The sequence below is a fragment of the Burkholderia sp. AU45388 genome (assembly GCF_030481585.1).
Taxonomy (GTDB): Bacteria; Pseudomonadota; Gammaproteobacteria; order Burkholderiales; family Burkholderiaceae; genus Burkholderia; species Burkholderia sola.
On the sequence record NZ_JAUJPV010000044.1, the window covers coordinates 1 to 17900 of the forward strand.

A 17900-nucleotide genomic window follows, 5' to 3' on the forward strand; every position below is an offset into this window, starting at 1 on the left:
TCAGCACGACGAACGGGTATTCGACGCGCCAGTCGGTCGCGTCGGTCACGTGCGACACGCGCGACAGCCCGTCGAAGCGGATGTTGTCCTTCTGCGTGCAGCGGCCGAGCGCCTTGGTCGCGCGGCGACGCAGCTCGGCCATCTTGTCGAATTCGTCCGCGAATTCGTCGACCGCGCGCTGCGCGGCGGTTTCGAGCATCTCGACGCGCGATGCGCGTTCGCGGCCGGCGTCGTCGTACCATCCGCTCACACTCACCCGACGGCGTCTTGCAATTTCGGACAGCCGATCATGCAGCGTGGCGATCAGGAACCGGCGACGCCTTCGGTTATCGAGCAGGTCGTCCTGCAGGTACGGGTTGCGGCGCACGATCCAGATGTCGCCGAGCACTTCGCCGAGCATCCGCGCCGAGCGGCCCGTGCGGCGCTCGGCGCGCAGTTCGTCGAGCACCGTCCACGCGTCCTCGCCGAGCAGGCGGATCACGATCTCGCGATCGGAAAACGACGTGTAGTTATACGGAATATTGCGCGACGGTTCATGTAATCCAGCTATTGCCCGAATACGCTCCAGCAATTGTACGGTTGGCAGTCGGGCATTCATTGGCGTCTATGAAATGAATGATGAAGCGATCGAGAACCACGCTCGGGAAAGCGGAAGCGTATTCGGCAATCAGCAGGGAAACTAAACGGAAACGGCTGTCCGGATCAAATCGAATGCACCTTTCAGAATCATCGCCGTGGCGATACCGACCAACGGAGGCGCAAGCACGCCGGTCACACACAGCAAGACGCGGCCCGGCATCGGCAAGCCCGGTCGCTTCCATGCGATATAAAGTGCTGCCGGCGGCAGAAAGAGAATCGACAAAATATAGGCTTTGTATGTCAACCCGTGACGCGCGACAAATGCCTTGACCTTTTCCTTGAAAGACATTCCCGAACTCTCCTAGATCAATCCCAGACGGCTCACCTTCGCCACCGCTTGCGCTCTATTCGACACACGCAGCTTTTCATAGACGTTCGTCAGATGAAATTTGACCGTCCTTTCCGACATCGAAAGGATCCGGCCGATTTCCCACGCAGTCTTGCCTTCGACTACCCATTTGATTACGTCGGATTCCTTTCTCGTGAACTGAATACTGTTCGAGCTTTCGCACGCATCCGGCTCGAGGCCTGCCGCGCGCGGTTCCGCGCCTTCCTGGTTCTGCCGCGCAATCTTCTGGGTCAACGCCGCATGCAAATGCATGGCGATGAGACTGACGAGCAATGCCGAATGCAGCGTCGTGTCTTCACACTTCAGCTGCAAAACGGTCCGAATGGCCGTCGAATCGCCGGGTGGAGCGCCGATGCAAGCGACCACACCCCGCCCCCGCATGTACGACGCGACATCGCTGACCTGAGCATCGCGTTGTGGCGCTTCCCCGTCGAGATCGCGCCAGCGAAACGTATGATCCTGACGATCGGACAACGCGAAGCAACCCAGATATCGATCGATATCGATTCCGGGGCCGAACAAAGTCACGCCTCTCCGGGCTCCCGCGTCGCTCGCGGCCCCATAGCGATATATCAGCCCGTGAGAAGCCGTATCGCCGCTTCCGCCGTGCAAAATCAAACACTTGTCGAACGGAATCACGCGTCCGATTTTTTCCGCGAGTTGATCGATCCCCTCGGTCAAACCGTTGGGACGAAGAATCTCGCCAATGATGCGAGAAAAGGTCTCCAATTTTCTGGGCCCTTATTGAAAAGACAAGATTCGTATTCGTCGACATGCTCTGGCAGCCGAATAACTGCCAAAGCTTCAAGGCCTTATCGGATTGGCAATCCAACGCCACTTGCTTTCTACGCGCCAGTACTGCGACAGTATCCGATGGCAACGTCTAGCCAGCCATCGTTCGCGAACCATGTTTTGAGAACCAGTACTCATGTGGAATACAAACCAATTACGCAAGACCATTAACATCTGAATTATTTACTTGCCAATGGCTGAAACAGTTCACCACACGCCTATCCGTCTAGACTTCGCGCTCTAAAGTTGAAGTTGCGCAAGTATATCGGAGGACAGAAGACAGAAACATTACTTTCCGAAAAAAATATGTAATGAACCTTTCTTTGATATTACAGAGCGAAATTGCGATTTCGTTGCGTGAAAATGCATCAAATCAACAGAATATTTCGATAATTTTGCGAAGTGCGGCATCTTGTCACAATTTTGAATCCGAAGCGCCAGAAAACTTTACAAATCAATCGACGTCAATTTCACCAGCTCGTATAATACGATGCATTATTTACATCGCGCGCATCCACGGCAATCAATTACCGCTTCGATAATTCATAAAATGCGGCCGGCCAAATCATGCTTTCCAGATGTGGTTATATCCGCCTCGCTCTTTCGACCTCGATCGGCCGAATTAGAAAAATTTACTGACTACGAAAACGCTCCACCGACGCATCTCGTCGGCATACGATTCGCGCACTCATGAGCGATGACCGTCACGGCTTGTGCGTCCCCAAAGCGGAATACGCCGGATGAGGCGAGTCACGACCACCATGCCGCGCACCGGGTCGGTCGCGGACAAAGACAGGTTGCCTTCTACAAACGACAACGCATGTGGATAATCGGGAATTCGGCCGGCATTCCGCCGCTGGGGAAACGAGCGGAAGTGCCGCGTTCGATGCAATGCCGGCCGGTACTTCGGGAATTCGGTGCACGGCGTGCACCGGTGTACGCATTGGAAACTTCGTCGCGTTCACGAATGTCCATCTTGCACTCGTTTCGTCATCGCGCGAAGGCGGCCCTCGAACTTGTGCAGCAACATCGACGCCGTTGCCGCCAGACCGATGGCAAGTCCGCTCCAGATACCGTAGATGCCGTATCCCAGCAGCACACCGGCCGCCCAGGCGACCGGCAGACCGATCAACCAGTATCCGACGATCGATATCCGAAACGAACTCGTTACGTCACCGAGGCCCCGCAAAATGCCGACGCCGATGTTCTGGCTGCAATCGAAGATCTGCAGCAGCGCCGCGATCGTCAGCAGCCCGCCGGCGAGGCGCAGAACTTCGGCACTCGCGGCCACACCGTTATCGAGAAATGGCGCGAGCACGCGGGTGGGCGCAACGAGATACGGCAGCGCAACGATCAGCATGGTCACGACGCCCAGCGCGAGCCCCGTATAGCCGAGTCGACGCGCACCGCGATAGTCGTGCCGCGCACACGCATGGCTGATGGTGATCGACGACGCGTGAGACAAACCGACCGAAACCATGAACACGATGTAGATCACCTGATTCACGATCGTCTGGGCGGCCAGCGCATCGGCGCCGAGCGTCCCGATCACGAGCGTAAGGACGGTGAAGAACGCCGCCTCCGATCCATAGGTTGCCGCGATCGGCAAACCCATCCGCCACGTCCGCGCCAACGTATCGGCATCGGCACGCCAGACGACAAGCGACAAGTGTTCGGATAGTTCCGGCCGGCGCCTGGCGATCGTCAGAAACGCGATGAAGGAAAGCAGGTACACGCTGCTGGTTGCGCACGCAATACCGATCAGGCCGAGCTTCGGAAATCCGAACCGGCCGAACATCAACGCGTAGTCGAGCGCCGCATTGACGACGATCGATACGATCGTGATCGCCAATAGCGGCCCGGGCTTGCGCAGTCCGACGGTGTATTGCCGAAGCACCTGAAACCACAGACACGGCAACATGCCGGGTGCCGCCGCCGCGAGATAGAACGATGCTTGCCGCGCGACGTCGGGATCCTGCCCGAGCCAGACAAGCGGCATTTCGATACACAGCATCATCAATGCAAACGCCAGTGCCGCGAGCGTCGACAGCGCAAAGCCGGCCCGCACCAGCCGCATGATGTCCGCATGCGCGTGTTGACCGTTCGCGAACGCGACGAGGTTGCCGGTTCCCGTCACCAGCCCGGTTCCCATCGTCCGGAACTGGTTGAAGATCGTCAGCGCGAGGCCGCCCGCGGCGATCTCGCGCGGGCCGAGCATGCCCATCATGACGATGTCGGTCGTCGTCAGCGCCACCTGGGCGAGTTGCGTCAGGATGAGGGGAGCGGCAAGCACGCCGATTTGCGTGGCATCGAGCCAGACTTGTCGATGAAGTTTCATGCGGCGCGGGAAAATATCGATTCAAGTTCCCGGGCAATCGACGCATCGAGCAGATTTCGCTCTCGCATCCAGTCGTCGTCGAACACCGTGTCGAGATATTTCTCCCCGCCGTCACAGACGAGGACCACGAGCGTCGCACCCGCGGGCAGCGAGTCGAACATCTTCAACGCGAGCCAGATGACGCTGCCCGCCGAGCCGCCGACGAGCAGCGACTTCTTGCGCGCGATATAGCGTGCCGTATTGAAGGCGGCCGCGTCGGTCACTTTGTAGCCTTCGTCGAGCAACGCATAGTCGACCAACGCGCCGATCTCGGCGCCGGGCGGCGTCCCGGTGCCGGACTGATAATACGATCCGCCTTCGCCGCCGAAAACGATCGAGCCGACGGGCTCGACGCCAATGACTCGCGGCGCCGGCCCTGTCGCGAGCAGCTCTCGCGCAGTGCCGAACAGCGAGCCTCCGGTGCCGACCGAACCGACCAGAAAGTCGATTCGGTCGCCGAGGATGTCGCGCAGTTCATGTGCCAGCCCGCGGTAGCCGTTACCGTTCGCGGGATTGTTGTGCTGCTCCGTCCAGATGCTGTCCGGATCGTGGGCTGCCATGCGCTTGGCAAGCGCGTCGCGGTCCGCCGTCGCGATCGCGTCGCCGTCGCTCACGCAGACGAGCTTTGCGCCGAAGGCCTGCATCGCGCGCAGCTTGTCTTTCGACGCGTGACTGTCCACGATCGCGGTGAACCGATAGCCGCGCTCGGCCGACAACAGCGCGAGCCCCATGCCCGTATTGCCGGACGTCGATTCGATCACGTGCCCGGCCGGCCGCAGACTGCCGTCCTGTTCGGCTTCGTCGAGCATCTGCCTTGCCATCCGGATCTTGGCGCTGCCGGTCGGATTCGTCGATTCGAGTTTAAGCAGGATGCGCGCGCCGTTGGCGCCGCGAATCAATTCGAACAACGGCGTGCGGCCGACAAGATCCGATACCTTCGACACGATCGCAGGCACGGCGATCGTGGCTTGCTCACCCATAAAACGCACATTCATGGTCAGGCTCCCGGAAGCTGAAAGAGGCGATCGACGCGCCAGCGTGGCCGCGCGCCGTCAAGTGTCAAGACAAGCTTGGGGGGAAGCGGCAGCTCGTGAAATGGAGATTCGTTCGAATCCATCTGATAGCCGGCCGTGTTCGGGTAGATCAGCAGATCGCCGGGTTCCGGGCGCTGCCCGAATGCGATCTTGCGCCAGGTCAGCATGTCCGAATCGAGGCAGCTCGCACCGCCGACACAGGCGCGATAAGGCGTGCCCGGGCGCGGCGATCGCGAAGGCGCGCGCACGACGCTCACCAGTTCCGGATCGGGCAGGAATTCGCTGGCAAACCATTGCTCCGACACGCTGAAGCTCGTGCCATTGACGGTCGCTATGCCATAGTCGCCGCAGTCCTTCATGCCTTGCACGGCAAACGCCGTGAACCCTGCCTGATCCAGCAGCGCACGCCCCGGTTCCAGCATCAGCGTCAGGCCGTACTCGCGAAGCAGTTCCGCGAGCGATGCGGACGCCGAATCAGGAGTCCCGGCCAGGATCGCATCGAGCATCTGCGCACCGCTACACGCCGAGTGATACGGATAGAATCCGTCGAATACCTTGTTGGCGTGGTAATCGTCCGCCCGGTGCGCACGCTGGAATGCGTGCCAGTCGCGCTCGCTGGCATACGACATCGCGAAGCCGCCACCGATATTGATCGTGGTCGGCGCAAGACCGAGCTCACGCGCGGCCATGCAAGCGCGCATCGCGGTCGCGGCCTGATTGCAGCGCTCCGTCGCGCTGTAACCGGACAGATGAAACGAGAACCCTTCGAGGACGAGTGACGCCTGCATCGCGGCACAGGTCGACAGCGCGACGCGGAGTGCGTCGGCACTCAAACCGAATCGGCTGTCGTTGCGTGCCGTCGGCGCCATCCGCAACAGAATGCGTGCGACCCGCTTCGCCTGCCCCGAAATCGCGATCAGCCGATCGAGTTCTTCCTCGCTGTCGATGGCGATCAACGCATCGTGCAAAACCGCGAGCCGCAGCAGCGCACTCGACTTCGACGGGCCGGATACACCGATATCGGTTCCGCCCACCCCCGCGGCCAACGCTTCCGAGAACTCGCCCGTGCTTGCGACGTCGATGCCGATCCCCGATGCCGCCGCCGCATGCGCAAAGCATCGCGCCTTGTTCGCCTTCTTCGCGTAGTAAATGCGCCCGTACACCTGGCGACCGTCCAGTACGCGCTGAAAATCGGCGACATTGCGCGCGAAGCGCTCGGGAAACAAGAAATGAACGGGCGCGTCGAAACCATGCACAAGGTCGTGGATCGTCGCCTGATGTTCGTCCACGAAAGCCCGCAGCAGCGGGTCCCACAACGCCGGTAGCCGTGGAATATCCGTCACCATAGTTCGACTTCCCGGCCGAGCCCTTTCGTTAGCGCGGCATCGGCCAGCACGCGCCCCAGCGCGATGTCGGTCACGATCATGCCGCTGTTGAACGCGTAAACGATATCGGCATCGGTGCGCCGCGCAGGCTTGCGGCCAAGCAGTATGTCCGGCAACTCGGCATCGACGGCAGGCAGTTTTCCGGCTTCGTCCGCGAGATCGGCACCGGTCACTTGCATTTGCGCCTCGCTCGTCGCGATGCGGTAATCGGCGCCATGCAGCGCGTCCGCGTGAATGCCGTATCCGACCAGAAGCGCGAGCGCGCCCGGCTTCAGCGCCGCGTGCCGCACGGTCTCCGATACACCGGCGCCGGCCACCCCGAGCACGATGTCCGCTTCATTCGCGGAAGCGACGAGATCCGTCGACACTTCGATGTCACGGCCCGGGTGAAAGCGCTTCAACGTCTTGCGGACGGCGTCGATCCCCGACGCATAGTGGCCGTGCACGATCACGCGCTCGATGTCCGGCAAGGCGGTCAGCAGGAACGGCGCCGCCATCCGCCCCTGCGTCCCCGTGCCGACGACGAGCGCCGTTCGAGCCCGCGGCGCGGCAGCGCGCGCGATCAGGGCAGACACCGCCGGCGTGCGCAGCGACCCGACAAGGCTGCCGTCCATCAGCGCGACAGGCAGGCCGGTTTCGTCGTCGAACAGCAACAACGTCGTGTAGTACTTCTGCAGTTCGCGGTTATGTTCCGGATCGAACTTATACGACGTCTTGAAGCCGACTGTTCTGCGTCCGCCGTCTCGACCCAGCATCGAGTACGCGACGGAATGCTTGTCCGGGGGCTGGCTCATCAGCTTGCGCGGATTGTCGGATTCGCCGCTACCGAGGCCAAGGTATGCGCGTTCGACGGCATCGAGCACCATCGACGGATCGTAGTCGAGTTCGTCGATCGTGCGCTTGCCGAGCACGAGGAGTCGCGAGGGTTGCGTTGCGAGCCGCGGTCGAACGTCCGCGTCGGGTTCAGCGCCATCTACTATCGTGGATATCATCGTATTCACTCGTGTCTCACCGGATTTCACGTATCGAACGGGCCTGCCACTGGTCGTGCAGGTTGACTTGAACATTGACGTGCCGCGACCGGCACCGACGCACCAGATCGCACATTCCTGTTCCGCGGCGTTGCCGCTGCGAATCGCGCGCGCGACATGAAGGCGGATGCGCCGGAGGGCTGGCGACACGCTCAATTACTGCGGGTGCTTCATGCGCTGCAACGTATTGATCCTGGAATCTTGTCTTCCGAAATGCGGATCGCGCAGCAAGGAACGGGATCGTCAATTATTTCGTTCTTCATTTCATACGACCCAGTCATTTTGCAATCCGAATCAAATTGATTAAAAGGCCACATTGATACCAGCGATAACCACAAGATGGCTCGCGATTGATGCTGATCGCGATAATCAGCATTTCGATAACGAAAATACCGTGTTCCCTCCGAGATTCACCAGGTGCTGGCTGACGAGTTCAGCAATATCGACGGGATTCCCTCACGTCGGCATAGCTGTCTGGCAGGCGGCATTCATGTCGCGCCAACGCGCGCACATGATGAAACACAGCGAACCGTGTCACGACCATCCGGGCGTTCCGTCAACCTCGATGGTTGCGACCGGTAGAGAAAATACAAATCGCTCGTATTTATAAACTAGCTTCCACTTTCCTTGCAAATACTTTATTTCATCATTGCAAATGCATTTACGGCGGCCGCCATTGAATCACGAAAGCGAAATTTGAGGCCGCCAGCCGCTCGATGGCGATATTGAAAAGCAAGCTCGGCTCGTTGCTCGAAAATACCGCCTGAGCGATACCTCGTTGAGGGAAAAAAGTGCCCTGCATCGAAAGCCGCCGAATCGTTCGGGTGGGATATGTCGTGACGGTGCGAGGCTCTACGCAGCCGGTGCCGATGGTTCGGAGAACCGCCTGCGGGCCGCATGGCGTTCCATCCGCGCGGTCTTCGAGCCGTCAGCTTGCCGCTGCGGCCCGACAGTCGTCTCCTTCTGGCGTCGAATTCAGTCGGCCCGCCGTTTATTATTCTTTGCAATCCCAATCAATATCGATACATCCGTTTTCCCGCCTTTCGACATGAGGCGCCGTGCGCGACGTATCGCGTTACTCAATGAAAAAACCCGGCCCGCATCGAAGCGGGCCGGGCCATGACGGGATGCGTGCTGCTTGTTACAGCGCGCCGCCTTGCGCCGATGCCGAGCCCTTCACGCCGACCGACGCACCGCCCTGCACCGAATTCGTCGCGCCTTCGAGCGCTTCGCCGGCCTTCGCCTTCGCGCCGCCCGCCACGTCGCCTGCGGTCGACACTGCGCCTTGAGCATGGCGCTTCGTCGAGGCTGCGACGTGCTTCACGTGCGACTTCGTCGCGTGCACGGCCGATGCCGCCGCATCCTTCGTCGCGCCCGCCGCCGAACCGACCGCCTGCGTCGCGCCGCCCACCGCCGTACCGGCCGCCGTGCCCACGCCGCCGACCGTCTGGCCCACGCCGTTCAGCGCGCCGCCGACAACATTGCCGGCGCCCGAACTCGAGCCGGCCGCATTCGCGCCGGCGCCTGCCTGCACACCCACGCCGCCGTCGAGCAGCGGCGTCTGGACCTGCGCACCGACGCCTGCGGAACCCTGGGCGCCGGTCTGGGCCGTCTGTGCAAATGCAGCCGACGTCGCCATCGCCGTCAGAGCGGCACCCAGCAGAATCGTACGAATCTTGTTCATGGTCATTCTCCCCAAAGACGTTGTTGCTACGCGCCGCGTTCGTGCGGCTGGTCGCATGCCTTGCCGCGACATGCGGCAGGTGGAGCTAATGTAGCGGCGCCGGCGAGCAAAACGACTGAATTGCGGGGACTGTTACTTCGGTTGCAAATGCTGACGATTGACTCACACTGTTTGACAATCGGAGGGTTTGCCGCGGAGGTGGCCGCTGTATTTGACGACGGACGGGCGCGGCACGGGCCGGCAGGCGTGCTTCATGCCGACCGATTTCATCTGCATTCCGAATGATAAGGATGACGTGACCGTCGATGCGGCCGCTTCACGATGCACAGCCCCGGCCGCCAGCAAGCGGACCGGGGCCGTGCGCACGCTGTCCGATTACGGCCGGAACGTATCGCCGAGCACGACGCCTTCGCGACGCGGATCGGTGCCGCCCTGCAACGCCGGCGACTGGCCGACCGTCACGCGCATCACCGTGTTGACGCCGCTCGCCTGCGCGGACGTCGACACCTTGTGCCCGAGCGCGAGCAGCCCCGTGATCAGCGGATCGTTCGCGCCGTTGTTCGCCGCGTTGACGTTCGGATGCTCGCCGCCGATCGTGGTCGTCGGGCTGTTGCTCGCGCCGAAGTCGACGAGCCCCGCCGACTGCTGCGCGTCGAGCCCCCAGTCGAGCGCGCCGACCAGCGTCTTGACCACGTATTGCGGAATCGTGCCGCCGCCCGGCGAACCGGTCGCCATCACGAAGTCGCCGCGCGAACCGTCGGCGGCCCGCCCGAACACGATCGTCGGCGCCATCGAGCTGCGCGGCCGCTTGCCCGGCTGCAGGCGGTTCGCCACCGGATTGCCCGACGTGTCGGCCGGGTTCGCGGAAAAGTCGGTCAGCTGGTTGTTCAGCAGGAAGCCGTTGGTCATGTGGAACGAGCCCATGCTCGACTCGACCGTCGTCGTCGCGCTCAGCACGTTGCCGTCGCCGTCCACGATCGTGAACTGGTTCGTGCCGTGCTCGATCAGCGTCGTGTCGACGCCGAGCGGCACCGCGCCGAGATTGCCGGGCTGCGCGGTGCCCATGCTTTTGGTCGTGTCGATCAGCGCCGCACGCGATTTCAGGTACGGCTTGTTCAGCAGCGTGTCCCACGTGCCGCCCGGCAGCGGCACGAAGTCGGTATCGGCGACGTACTTGTCGCGGTCGGCATACGCGAGCCGTTCGGCCTCGGTGATGAGGTGGACGCCCGCGACGGTCGGCTTGCCGCCTTCGAGATCGATCGCCGTCGGCTTCAACGACTTCAGATCGTAGTTCTCGAGAATGCCGAGCGCCGATGCGACCGCGATGCCGCCCGACGACGGCGGCGGCATCCCGCAGACCCAATAGCTGCGATAAGTCGTGCACACCGGTTCGCGGCGCTTCGCCTGATACGCGGCAAGATCGGCGACGCTCGTCTTGCCCGGCGTGAGCGTCGAGCCGTCCGCGCCCTTCGTCACCGCGATCTTCGCGACGATGTCCTGCGCGATCTGCCCCGTGTACAGCGCATTGGCGCCCGACTGCGCCATCAGCGACAACGTGTGCGCGTAGGCCGGATTCTTCAGTACGGTGCCGAGCGGCTTCGGCGAACCGTCGGCGTTCAGGAAATACGCGGCGGCTTCGGGGTCGCGCTTCAGGTTCGCGGCGTTCGCCGCGATCGCGTCGGCCAGCCGGCCGCCGATCGGAAAACCGTTGGTCGCGAGCGTGATCGCGTCGCCGAACAGGCTCTGCCACGGCAAGCGGCCATGATCCTGTTGCAGCGCCTCGATGAGCCGCGGCACGCCGATCGTGCCGATCGAGCGGCCGCTCGCGCGCGCGTTCGGCAGCGGCGCCGAATGATCGGTGGCGTCATCGACATAGCGCAGGTAGTTCTCCGTCGCGGCGGCCGGCGCGGTTTCGCGGCCGTCGTACGCCTGCAGCGTCTTGCCGCGCGCATCGTAGTAGAGCAGCACGCCGCCCGACCCCAAGCCCGTCGCCTCCGGCACCGTCAGGCCGAGCACGGCCTGCACGGCGACCGCCGCGTCGGCGGCCGTGCCGCCCTTCTTCAGCACCGCACAACCGGCCGCGCTCGCGTATGCGTTCGACGTGGCCACCAGGTACGTTTTCGCATAGACAGGCTTCATCCCGGTGCGATAGCCCGACGACGCTTCAGGCAGCGACGGGTCGCCCGGCTGGTTCGAGCCCACCACGACCGTCGCGCCGCTGTTATCGACCGCGAGACAACTCGTCTCGGTGGAAGGTGAGGTCGCGCGGCCCGCCTCGTTCTCGACGTCGCCGCCGCAGGCGGTCAACAACGCAGCCGCGAGCAACGCGGACGCATACGGAAAAATCGCTGTTCTGTTCATTGTCTGCCGATGTGCTGGTCGTTGCGATGGATATCCTGTCGCCAGCGACCCCCTCGGTGCGCGGGCGATGCGTTCGATAGTCCCACGAACGGAATTTTTTTCGCAATCGGGAAACGACGTCATGCAACCGGACGTTGTGTGCGCAACGTCACCGAACCGGCATGCGGTTCTATCTGCTGCATTGCAGCGCATGGGCGTGTCGTGACGTCGTTACCTTTTCGCCCGGCGTCGCGTGCCGGCCGCCCGGCCATCGGGACGATTGCCGGCGTCGCCGCGTCCGGCTATAAAGCGGGGATGGATACGGATCGCTGGATTCACGACCCCGTCGGCGCGTTTCGCGCCTGGCAGGAAACCGCCGCGACCGGTGCCGGCCGCCGGCCGTTCGCGCCGCGTTCGATCGTCCAGCATGTCGCGATGTTCGAGCGATTCCTGCGTCACCTGAGCGCGCGGCACGTGTCGCTCGCGACGTTCGGGCCCGACCACGTCGCAGCCTTCCTCGCGGAGCTCGACCGTACCTGCGCGCCCGGCACGTCGACGCGCGTGCGCTATGCGAAGCTGATCGACCGGCTCGGCCGGCATCTGGTCGATGCCGGTGTGCGGACGATTCATCCGGCTGGCCGATCGACTCACGATCTCGCATGGCCGGACGGCGAGCCCGAGCCGTGCTACCTGCCGCCCGACGCCGACGCGGCGCTGCAGCACCACGTGCAGCCCCGAGCGGACGATACACCCGCCGACTGCCGGAATCGCGCCATCGTCGCGCTGCTGCTCGCGAGCGGCATCACGTCGGCCGAGATTCGCTCGGCGACAGGCGACGCACTCGATCTCGACGCGCGGCCAGCGGTGTTGTCGGTGCCGCGCGATCGCGCGCGGCCGGCGCGCCGGATCGCGCTCGCCGCGTTCGCGCTGGCGCCGCTCGCCGCCTGGCGTGCGCGCTCGGACGTGCTGCCGCCGATGCGGCTGTTTCCCGCGCCGCGCGGCGGCGCAATGAACGACATGTTCCTGCTGCTCGTCGTGCGCGATGCGCTGAACGCGATCGGCTTTCACACGGCGGACATGAGCCCGCGCGTGCTGCGCAATACGTATGCGCGCCGCCAGTTGCTCGCCGGCCACGCGCATGCCGATGTCACGGCGATGCTCGGTCTCGCCAGCCTGCGAACGGTCACGCGCATTCGGCAAACGCTGCCGCCCGATGCGGCCGCGAATCGTGCGGCCCACGAGCGGTGATCGCGCGCCGCCGGCGCGAACCGCGTTCCCCCCGGTGCGCTATTCGCCCGGCTTCGGCTGCACCAGCCGCAGAATCCGCGTGTCGTACGGCGATTGCATCACTTCCGCGACGCGAATGTCGGATGCGGCCGGATGCAACGGGTTCAGCAGGAAGTTATGGGCGTGCGGCACGACGACGCTCGGCACGCGCAGCAGCGCGCTCGGCTGCGTGGCCAGCCACTCGGTGCCGGCGCTGCGGGTCCAGTCGACGTTCGTGCGCCAGTCGTCCGGCGCATCGCCTTCCACGATTTCGGCCACGTCCACCGAATCGGGCACCTCGATACGCAGCAATTGATATGCGCTCGGCAATTGCGCGACGGTGGCGATTTCGAAATGAACCAGCGTCTCGAGCAGCGCCAGCGCCGGATGCTCGGCGAGATACACGACGGGCTGCCCGGCGAAATGCCAGCGCCCGCCGGCCCGCAACCCGCCGATGCCTTTCAGGTCGGCGTAATTGCTGATCCGCCACAGCGTCGTCAAGCGAAGTACCCTTCGTCGATCTGCGTGAGGGCCTCTTCGACGAGCCGCGCGCCATGCTCGGTGCTCGCCATGTCGAGCGACGTGCGGCCGCCGAAGCGCTGGAGCCCGTTGCGCAGCCACGCCATCGCCTTGTCCTGGTCGCCGAACGTGGCCGCCGCCTGCGCGACGATGCGCGCGAGACGGATCGCCTTGTCCGACTCTTCCGGCGACAGGCGTTCGTGCGCCTGCCGACGATGACTCAGCGTGCGGCGCGGAATGATGAAGGCCAGCTCGTCCGATTTCAGCCCACGCTCCGACAGCCGGTCGATCACCGATACATCGACGCGCGCGCTCGCCAGCTCGGCCAGATCGGCGCCCGACCGGACGCGGATCGCCAGCAGTTGCTCGAGAATCGTGAATTCGGCCTGACGCGGGTGCGCGACGCCCGACGGGTGAAATGCGATGGTGCTCATGACCTCCCTCCGGCAATTTGCCCCATCATTATAGGCGTTTTGCCGGCGAGATGCGGATGGTTGAGGGAGGGTTTGCCCACCGGGGGCTGGCGGACCGGTTTTTGGGGTACGCGAATCGGAGATTCGCCCCGGTGAGGAGGTGCAAAAATTCAGTATATAAAGTCCCTCTTCGTAATGATCTGAAGTTGTCACGTAACAATTTTCCAACGGTAATACGGGAGCCGAGGGCATCGGCTCTTTTCCCTACTGCCCGCCGGGCAAACGACCACCGTCGGCTGATGCGCAGCCGAGTGTCGAGGCTCAGCCGGCCCATGCCGACGACCGGATCACGCTGCAGAAGTTGCCCGCATGGAAATGCGGATCCTTGTCCGCGAGCACGTCGGCCTTCACGTTGCCGAACGTCGTGCCGGGCTTGTGCTTGATGCCGTCGTAGAACGCCTGAATGATGTCTTCCTTGAAATGCGGCGTGCGTGGATGCGCGCGCACGACCGCTTCCCGCTCGATGTCGCTGTATTCCGGGTAAGCGAGGCCCAGTACGTCCATTTCGACGCCCGCCGTGACCAGCGCGACGACCGGATGCATGTGCTGCGGAATACCGGGCGTGGTGTGCAGCGCGATCGAGGTCCACACGACATCGATGTCCTGTTGCGAGATTCCCTTTGTCTTCAGAAAATCGCGGGCGGCATTGGCGCCGTCCACTTCGAAGCGCTCGCATGCGCTGCTGTGCCGGTGCGTCAGTCCCATGTCATGGAACATGCAGCCGCAATAGAGCAGCTCGGGGTCGTACTCGAGCCCGCGCCGCCGGCCCGCCAGCGCCGCGAAATAGAACACGCGGCTCGAGTGATGGAACAGCAGTTCGGATTCGGTATCGCGCACGAGTTCGGTGATCTCGCGCGTCAGCCGAGTATCGGGAAGGGTGATGCCGGCAACGTTCACAGTCATGATCGACCTCCATGGAAAACATGCTCGATTGTCCGGGGACCGACAGGTGTCTCAAATAGGCTGAACGCGACGAATCCTGCCATTTCGCGCGACGAACGGACACGGTGCCGGCGCGGTGAAGAAAGCGTCCCTATACTGCTGCGCATCACGTTCGATACGACACGCAACCGATCATGCCGAAGGTCGTGGGTATTTTTGCCGTTCCTGGCGTTCAGCTGCTCGACGTCTCCGCGCCGCTCGACGTGTTCGCACAAGCGAACGTCGAATGCGGGAAGCCGTTCTATGCGCCGCGGATCATCGCGAGCGGGGCCGGTGCGATCCGCAGTTCATCCGGTGCGCGATTGCTGCCCGACTGGATCGCCCCCGACATCCCCGAGCGCATCGACACGCTGCTGGTCGCCGGCGCGCCGAACGCCGGCCAGATCTCGCTGCGCACCGACGTCCTCGCGTGGTTGCGCGCGGCGGCCGTGCAGAGCAGACGCTATGGGTCGATCTGCACCGGGGCATTCATCCTCGCCGCCACCGGCCTGCTGAAAGGGCGTCACCTGACCACGCACTGGGCCTTCGCCGATGCACTCGGCGAAGCCTATCCGTCGCTCGTCATCGACGCCGACGCGCTGTACGTGCGCGACGGCAAGCTGCGCACCGGCGCCGGCGTCACGGCCGGGCTCGATCTCGCACTCGCGCTGGTCGAGGAAGATCTCGGCCGCGAGATCGCGCGGCGCGTCGCCGCGCAACTGGTGATGTTTTTCAAGCGTCCGGGCGGGCAGCTCCAGTTCAGCCGCAAGGGCGAAGCGCGCCCCGCCGGACGTTCGGTGCTGCAGGAAGTCCAGCGCTGGGTCGCGGCCTACCCGGATCTCGAACATTCGGTGGCCGGGATGGCCAAACATGCAGGCATGAGCCCGCGCCATTTCGCGCGGCTGTTCCGCGCGGAAGTCGGCATGACACCAGCCGCGTGGGTCGAATCGACGCGCATCTCTGCTGCCCGCCAGTTGCTCGAGAACGGCCATCACACACCGAAGCAGGTCGCCGCGAAATGCGGCTTCGCAAACGTCGATACGCTCAGGCGAGCGTTCGCCCGGCACGTCGGCATCACGCCGGCCGAATATCGGAAACGGCAGGCGACCCAGGCTGCGTGAGGCGGAACGCGCGGCGCTGAATGAGCGGCGCCGACGGCCTCGCTCGAATGTTTCGGAATACGATTCAATCGAGCGAGCCGCTTGTTCCGCGCCGATCGACCTCATCGCTCCTTCCCCCTGCTCCGGCGCACCGGAAATCATCAGATGAAATGGCGCGCTGCGCGAATCGTTTACCCAGTTGCAATAATGATTCGCTGCAACGCGTATTTCCGACCGGGAACGCGATCGTTACGATGCAATCAATCGCTGAACGCAACGAGCGAAGCGCGAAATCAACAGAACCGGAGGTCACCATGAAGTCGTTCATCACCGCTGTCGTCGCCGCAACCGCGTTATCCGCGTCGTACGGCGCATTCGCCCAGTCGAACCCGGCAGGCCAGCTCACGCGTGCCCAGGTGCGTGCGGAACTCGTCCAGCTCGAACAAGCCGGCTACAAGCCCGAAGTCTCCGATCAGTATTACCCGCGTGCACTGCAGGCCGCGCAGGCCCGCGTGACGAACGCCGACGAAGCCGGCTACGGCGCGCAAGCAGCCGCCGGCGCGCGTGCCGGCCGCGCGATCGCGGTCAAGCAGGAAGGCCGCAACTCGATCTACTTCGGTCAGTAAGCCGGATACCCGCCGACGTATTTCCGGCGTATTCCGGATACCCCCGTCGTACCCGCGACACCCCGCTCCCGTTCATCGGGGCGGGGTGTTCGTTTTCCGGTTGTCCGCTCCCTTCGCTGCTCGCATGCCGCCCGGCGCCGTTCGCGCAAGCGTCCGGTGTTTGCGCATAGAATGGCCGCGTGGTCGGCGTCGGCCAGCACGAACGCGAGCGGTATCACGACGCGCGCTGGCCGGCCCGATGTCGCACTCGGCGCATTTTTCGAAAAGGAGCGGTTTCATGTCTCAAACATCCGGTTCCACGATCACGTTTCGCCGCCCGGACGGCCAGGAACTGCAGGGCTATCTCGCCACGCCGGCACGCACCGAAGGCGCGCCCGCGGTCGTCGTCATCCAGGAATGGTGGGGGCTGAACGACCAGATCCGCGGCGTCGCGGACCGTCTCGCGCGCTGCGGCTACTTCGCGCTCGTGCCCGACCTGTATCGCGGCAAGTCGACGGTCGAGGAGGAAGAAGCGCACCATCTGATGACCGGCCTCGATTTCGGCGATGCCGCGTCGCAGGACATTCCCGGCGCGGTCGCCTACCTGAAGACGCTGGCGCCGCGGGTCGCGGTGACGGGCTACTGCATGGGCGGCGCCCTCACGCTGCTGTCGCTGCAGTACGCCGACGCGGATGCCGGCGTCACGTGGTACGGCCTGCCGCCGCTCGACTACATCGATCCGGCCAAGCTCAAGGTGCCGCTGATGGGTCACTGGGCCACGCAGGATGCGTTCTTCACGATCGACCAGGTCGACGCGCTGGAAAAGAAGCTGACCGATGCGAAGGTCGGCTTCGAATTCCATCGCTATCTCGCGCACCATGCGTTCGCGAACGAAACGGCCGTCGGCCCCGGCCGCATCGCCGGCACGCAGTTCGATCCGGTGTGGTCGGAAACGGCGTGGGATCGCACGCTCACGTTCTTCGGCCGAACGCTCTGGACGAAGCACGCGTAACGTAATGCCGCTTCCCGCGCGGCGACGGTACAAAGGAAAACGCCACGGATTTTGCGTCCGTGGCGTTCTCGTTTTCACACTCCTTCGGATGGACCGACAGGCACGGCCTACCCGTTCGTCGCCGTTGCCGACGCAGGCGCCGGAACCGCCGCCTTGTCGTAGTCGACCGGCGCATCCGGCGCGCGCGGCGCTTCGCCTGCATGCTGGATCCACCCGCCGCCCAGTGCACGGTACAGGTCGACCAGGTTCGTCCAGCGCGCCAGGCGCGCGCTGATCAGCGACTGCTGCGCCGAGTACAGATCCGTCTGCGCGGTCAGCACCGACAGATAGCTGTCCACACCGTTCTTGTAACGCAGGTCCGACAGGTCGAAGC

Annotated in this window: 19 protein-coding genes; 5 read left to right on the forward strand and 14 right to left on the reverse strand. The window is 63.6% G+C overall.

Features of this window, described 5'->3' with window-relative positions; genetic code table 11:
• From QZM72_RS34875 to QZM72_RS34905, 7 genes are all read right to left on the reverse strand, one after another.
• Window positions 1-586, reverse strand: a 586-nt coding sequence (locus tag QZM72_RS34875) for a DUF3683 domain-containing protein (RefSeq protein ID WP_367620057.1), incomplete at its 3' end; no start/stop codon positions are given.
• A gap of 93 nt (window positions 587-679) precedes the next feature.
• Window positions 680-928: a hypothetical protein gene (locus QZM72_RS34880; protein WP_089470955.1), complete on the reverse strand. Its 249-nt coding sequence runs from the start codon at window positions 926-928 to the stop codon at window positions 680-682.
• Between the two features lie 12 nt (window positions 929-940).
• Window positions 941-1717, reverse strand: coding sequence for a LuxR C-terminal-related transcriptional regulator (locus QZM72_RS34885; RefSeq protein WP_301740378.1), 777 nt, complete (start codon window positions 1715-1717; stop codon window positions 941-943).
• A 1024-nt stretch (window positions 1718-2741) separates the two neighbouring features.
• Window positions 2742-4118, reverse strand: a complete 1377-nt coding sequence (locus QZM72_RS34890; RefSeq protein WP_301740379.1) for an MATE family efflux transporter — start codon at window positions 4116-4118, stop codon at window positions 2742-2744.
• Window positions 4115-5152 carry a cysteine synthase family protein gene (locus QZM72_RS34895; RefSeq protein ID WP_367620056.1) on the reverse strand — a complete coding sequence of 346 codons (1038 nt, stop codon included), beginning with the start codon at window positions 5150-5152 and terminating at the stop codon, window positions 4115-4117. Before QZM72_RS34895 ends, QZM72_RS34890 begins: the two co-directional genes overlap by 4 nt.
• A gap of 2 nt (window positions 5153-5154) precedes the next feature.
• Entirely contained in the window at window positions 5155-6537 is a 1383-nt protein-coding gene (locus QZM72_RS34900) for an alanine racemase (RefSeq protein WP_301740380.1), read from the reverse strand.
• Window positions 6531-7487 (reverse strand): ornithine cyclodeaminase family protein, encoded by a 957-nt coding sequence (locus QZM72_RS34905; protein WP_301740381.1) that lies wholly within the window; start codon window positions 7485-7487, stop codon window positions 6531-6533. The genes QZM72_RS34900 and QZM72_RS34905 overlap by 7 nt, the downstream gene beginning before the upstream one ends.
• A 237-nt stretch (window positions 7488-7724) precedes the next feature.
• On the opposite strand from QZM72_RS34905, the gene QZM72_RS34910 reads away from it, so the two are divergent.
• A complete protein-coding gene (locus QZM72_RS34910) occupies window positions 7725-7910 on the forward strand; it encodes a hypothetical protein (protein WP_301740382.1) in 186 nt (61 codons plus the stop codon).
• 838 nt (window positions 7911-8748) lie between these two features.
• Here QZM72_RS34910 and QZM72_RS34915 read toward each other — a convergent pair.
• Both QZM72_RS34915 and QZM72_RS34920 read right to left on the reverse strand, forming a co-directional pair.
• On the reverse strand, window positions 8749-9291 hold the full coding sequence (locus QZM72_RS34915) for a hypothetical protein (protein WP_301740383.1): 543 nt from the start codon (window positions 9289-9291) through the stop codon (window positions 8749-8751).
• Between the two features lie 375 nt (window positions 9292-9666).
• Window positions 9667-11652, reverse strand: a complete 1986-nt coding sequence (locus tag QZM72_RS34920) for a gamma-glutamyltransferase family protein (RefSeq protein WP_301740384.1) — start codon at window positions 11650-11652, stop codon at window positions 9667-9669.
• 294 nt (window positions 11653-11946) lie between these two features.
• On the opposite strand from QZM72_RS34920, the gene QZM72_RS34925 reads away from it, so the two are divergent.
• Window positions 11947-12879 carry a tyrosine-type recombinase/integrase gene (locus tag QZM72_RS34925; protein ID WP_301740385.1) on the forward strand — a complete coding sequence of 311 codons (933 nt, stop codon included), beginning with the start codon at window positions 11947-11949 and terminating at the stop codon, window positions 12877-12879.
• A gap of 39 nt (window positions 12880-12918) precedes the next feature.
• On the opposite strand, the gene QZM72_RS34930 is transcribed toward QZM72_RS34925, so the two are convergent.
• From QZM72_RS34930 to QZM72_RS34940, 3 genes are all read right to left on the reverse strand, one after another.
• On the reverse strand, window positions 12919-13398 hold the full coding sequence (locus QZM72_RS34930) for an RES family NAD+ phosphorylase (RefSeq protein WP_301740386.1): 480 nt from the start codon (window positions 13396-13398) through the stop codon (window positions 12919-12921).
• Entirely contained in the window at window positions 13395-13850 is a 456-nt protein-coding gene (locus tag QZM72_RS34935; protein WP_050018210.1) for an antitoxin Xre/MbcA/ParS toxin-binding domain-containing protein, read from the reverse strand. The genes QZM72_RS34930 and QZM72_RS34935 overlap by 4 nt, the downstream gene beginning before the upstream one ends.
• A 300-nt stretch (window positions 13851-14150) precedes the next feature.
• A complete protein-coding gene (locus tag QZM72_RS34940; RefSeq protein WP_089470948.1) occupies window positions 14151-14792 on the reverse strand; it encodes an HD domain-containing protein in 642 nt (213 codons plus the stop codon).
• Window positions 14793-14965: 173 nt separating this feature from the next.
• Between QZM72_RS34940 and QZM72_RS34945 the strand changes: the two genes are divergently transcribed.
• Entirely contained in the window at window positions 14966-15931 is a 966-nt protein-coding gene (locus QZM72_RS34945; protein ID WP_301740387.1) for a GlxA family transcriptional regulator, read from the forward strand.
• Between the two features lie 64 nt (window positions 15932-15995).
• On the opposite strand, the gene QZM72_RS34950 is transcribed toward QZM72_RS34945, so the two are convergent.
• The gene (locus QZM72_RS34950) at window positions 15996-16238 is read right to left on the reverse strand and encodes a hypothetical protein (RefSeq protein WP_301740388.1); all 243 of its coding nucleotides are present in this window, start codon (window positions 16236-16238) and stop codon (window positions 15996-15998) included.
• On the opposite strand from QZM72_RS34950, the gene QZM72_RS34955 reads away from it, so the two are divergent.
• Window positions 16225-16536, forward strand: coding sequence for a DUF4148 domain-containing protein (locus tag QZM72_RS34955; protein ID WP_089470945.1), 312 nt, complete (start codon window positions 16225-16227; stop codon window positions 16534-16536). The two genes, QZM72_RS34950 and QZM72_RS34955, sit on opposite strands and share 14 nt — an antisense overlap.
• Window positions 16537-16813: 277 nt before the next feature.
• A complete protein-coding gene (locus QZM72_RS34960) occupies window positions 16814-17527 on the forward strand; it encodes a dienelactone hydrolase family protein (protein WP_069619573.1) in 714 nt (237 codons plus the stop codon).
• A 107-nt stretch (window positions 17528-17634) separates the two neighbouring features.
• Here QZM72_RS34960 and QZM72_RS34965 read toward each other — a convergent pair.
• A partial coding sequence (locus QZM72_RS34965) for a TolC family protein (RefSeq protein ID WP_301740389.1) occupies window positions 17635-17900 on the reverse strand: 266 nt, incomplete at its 5' end.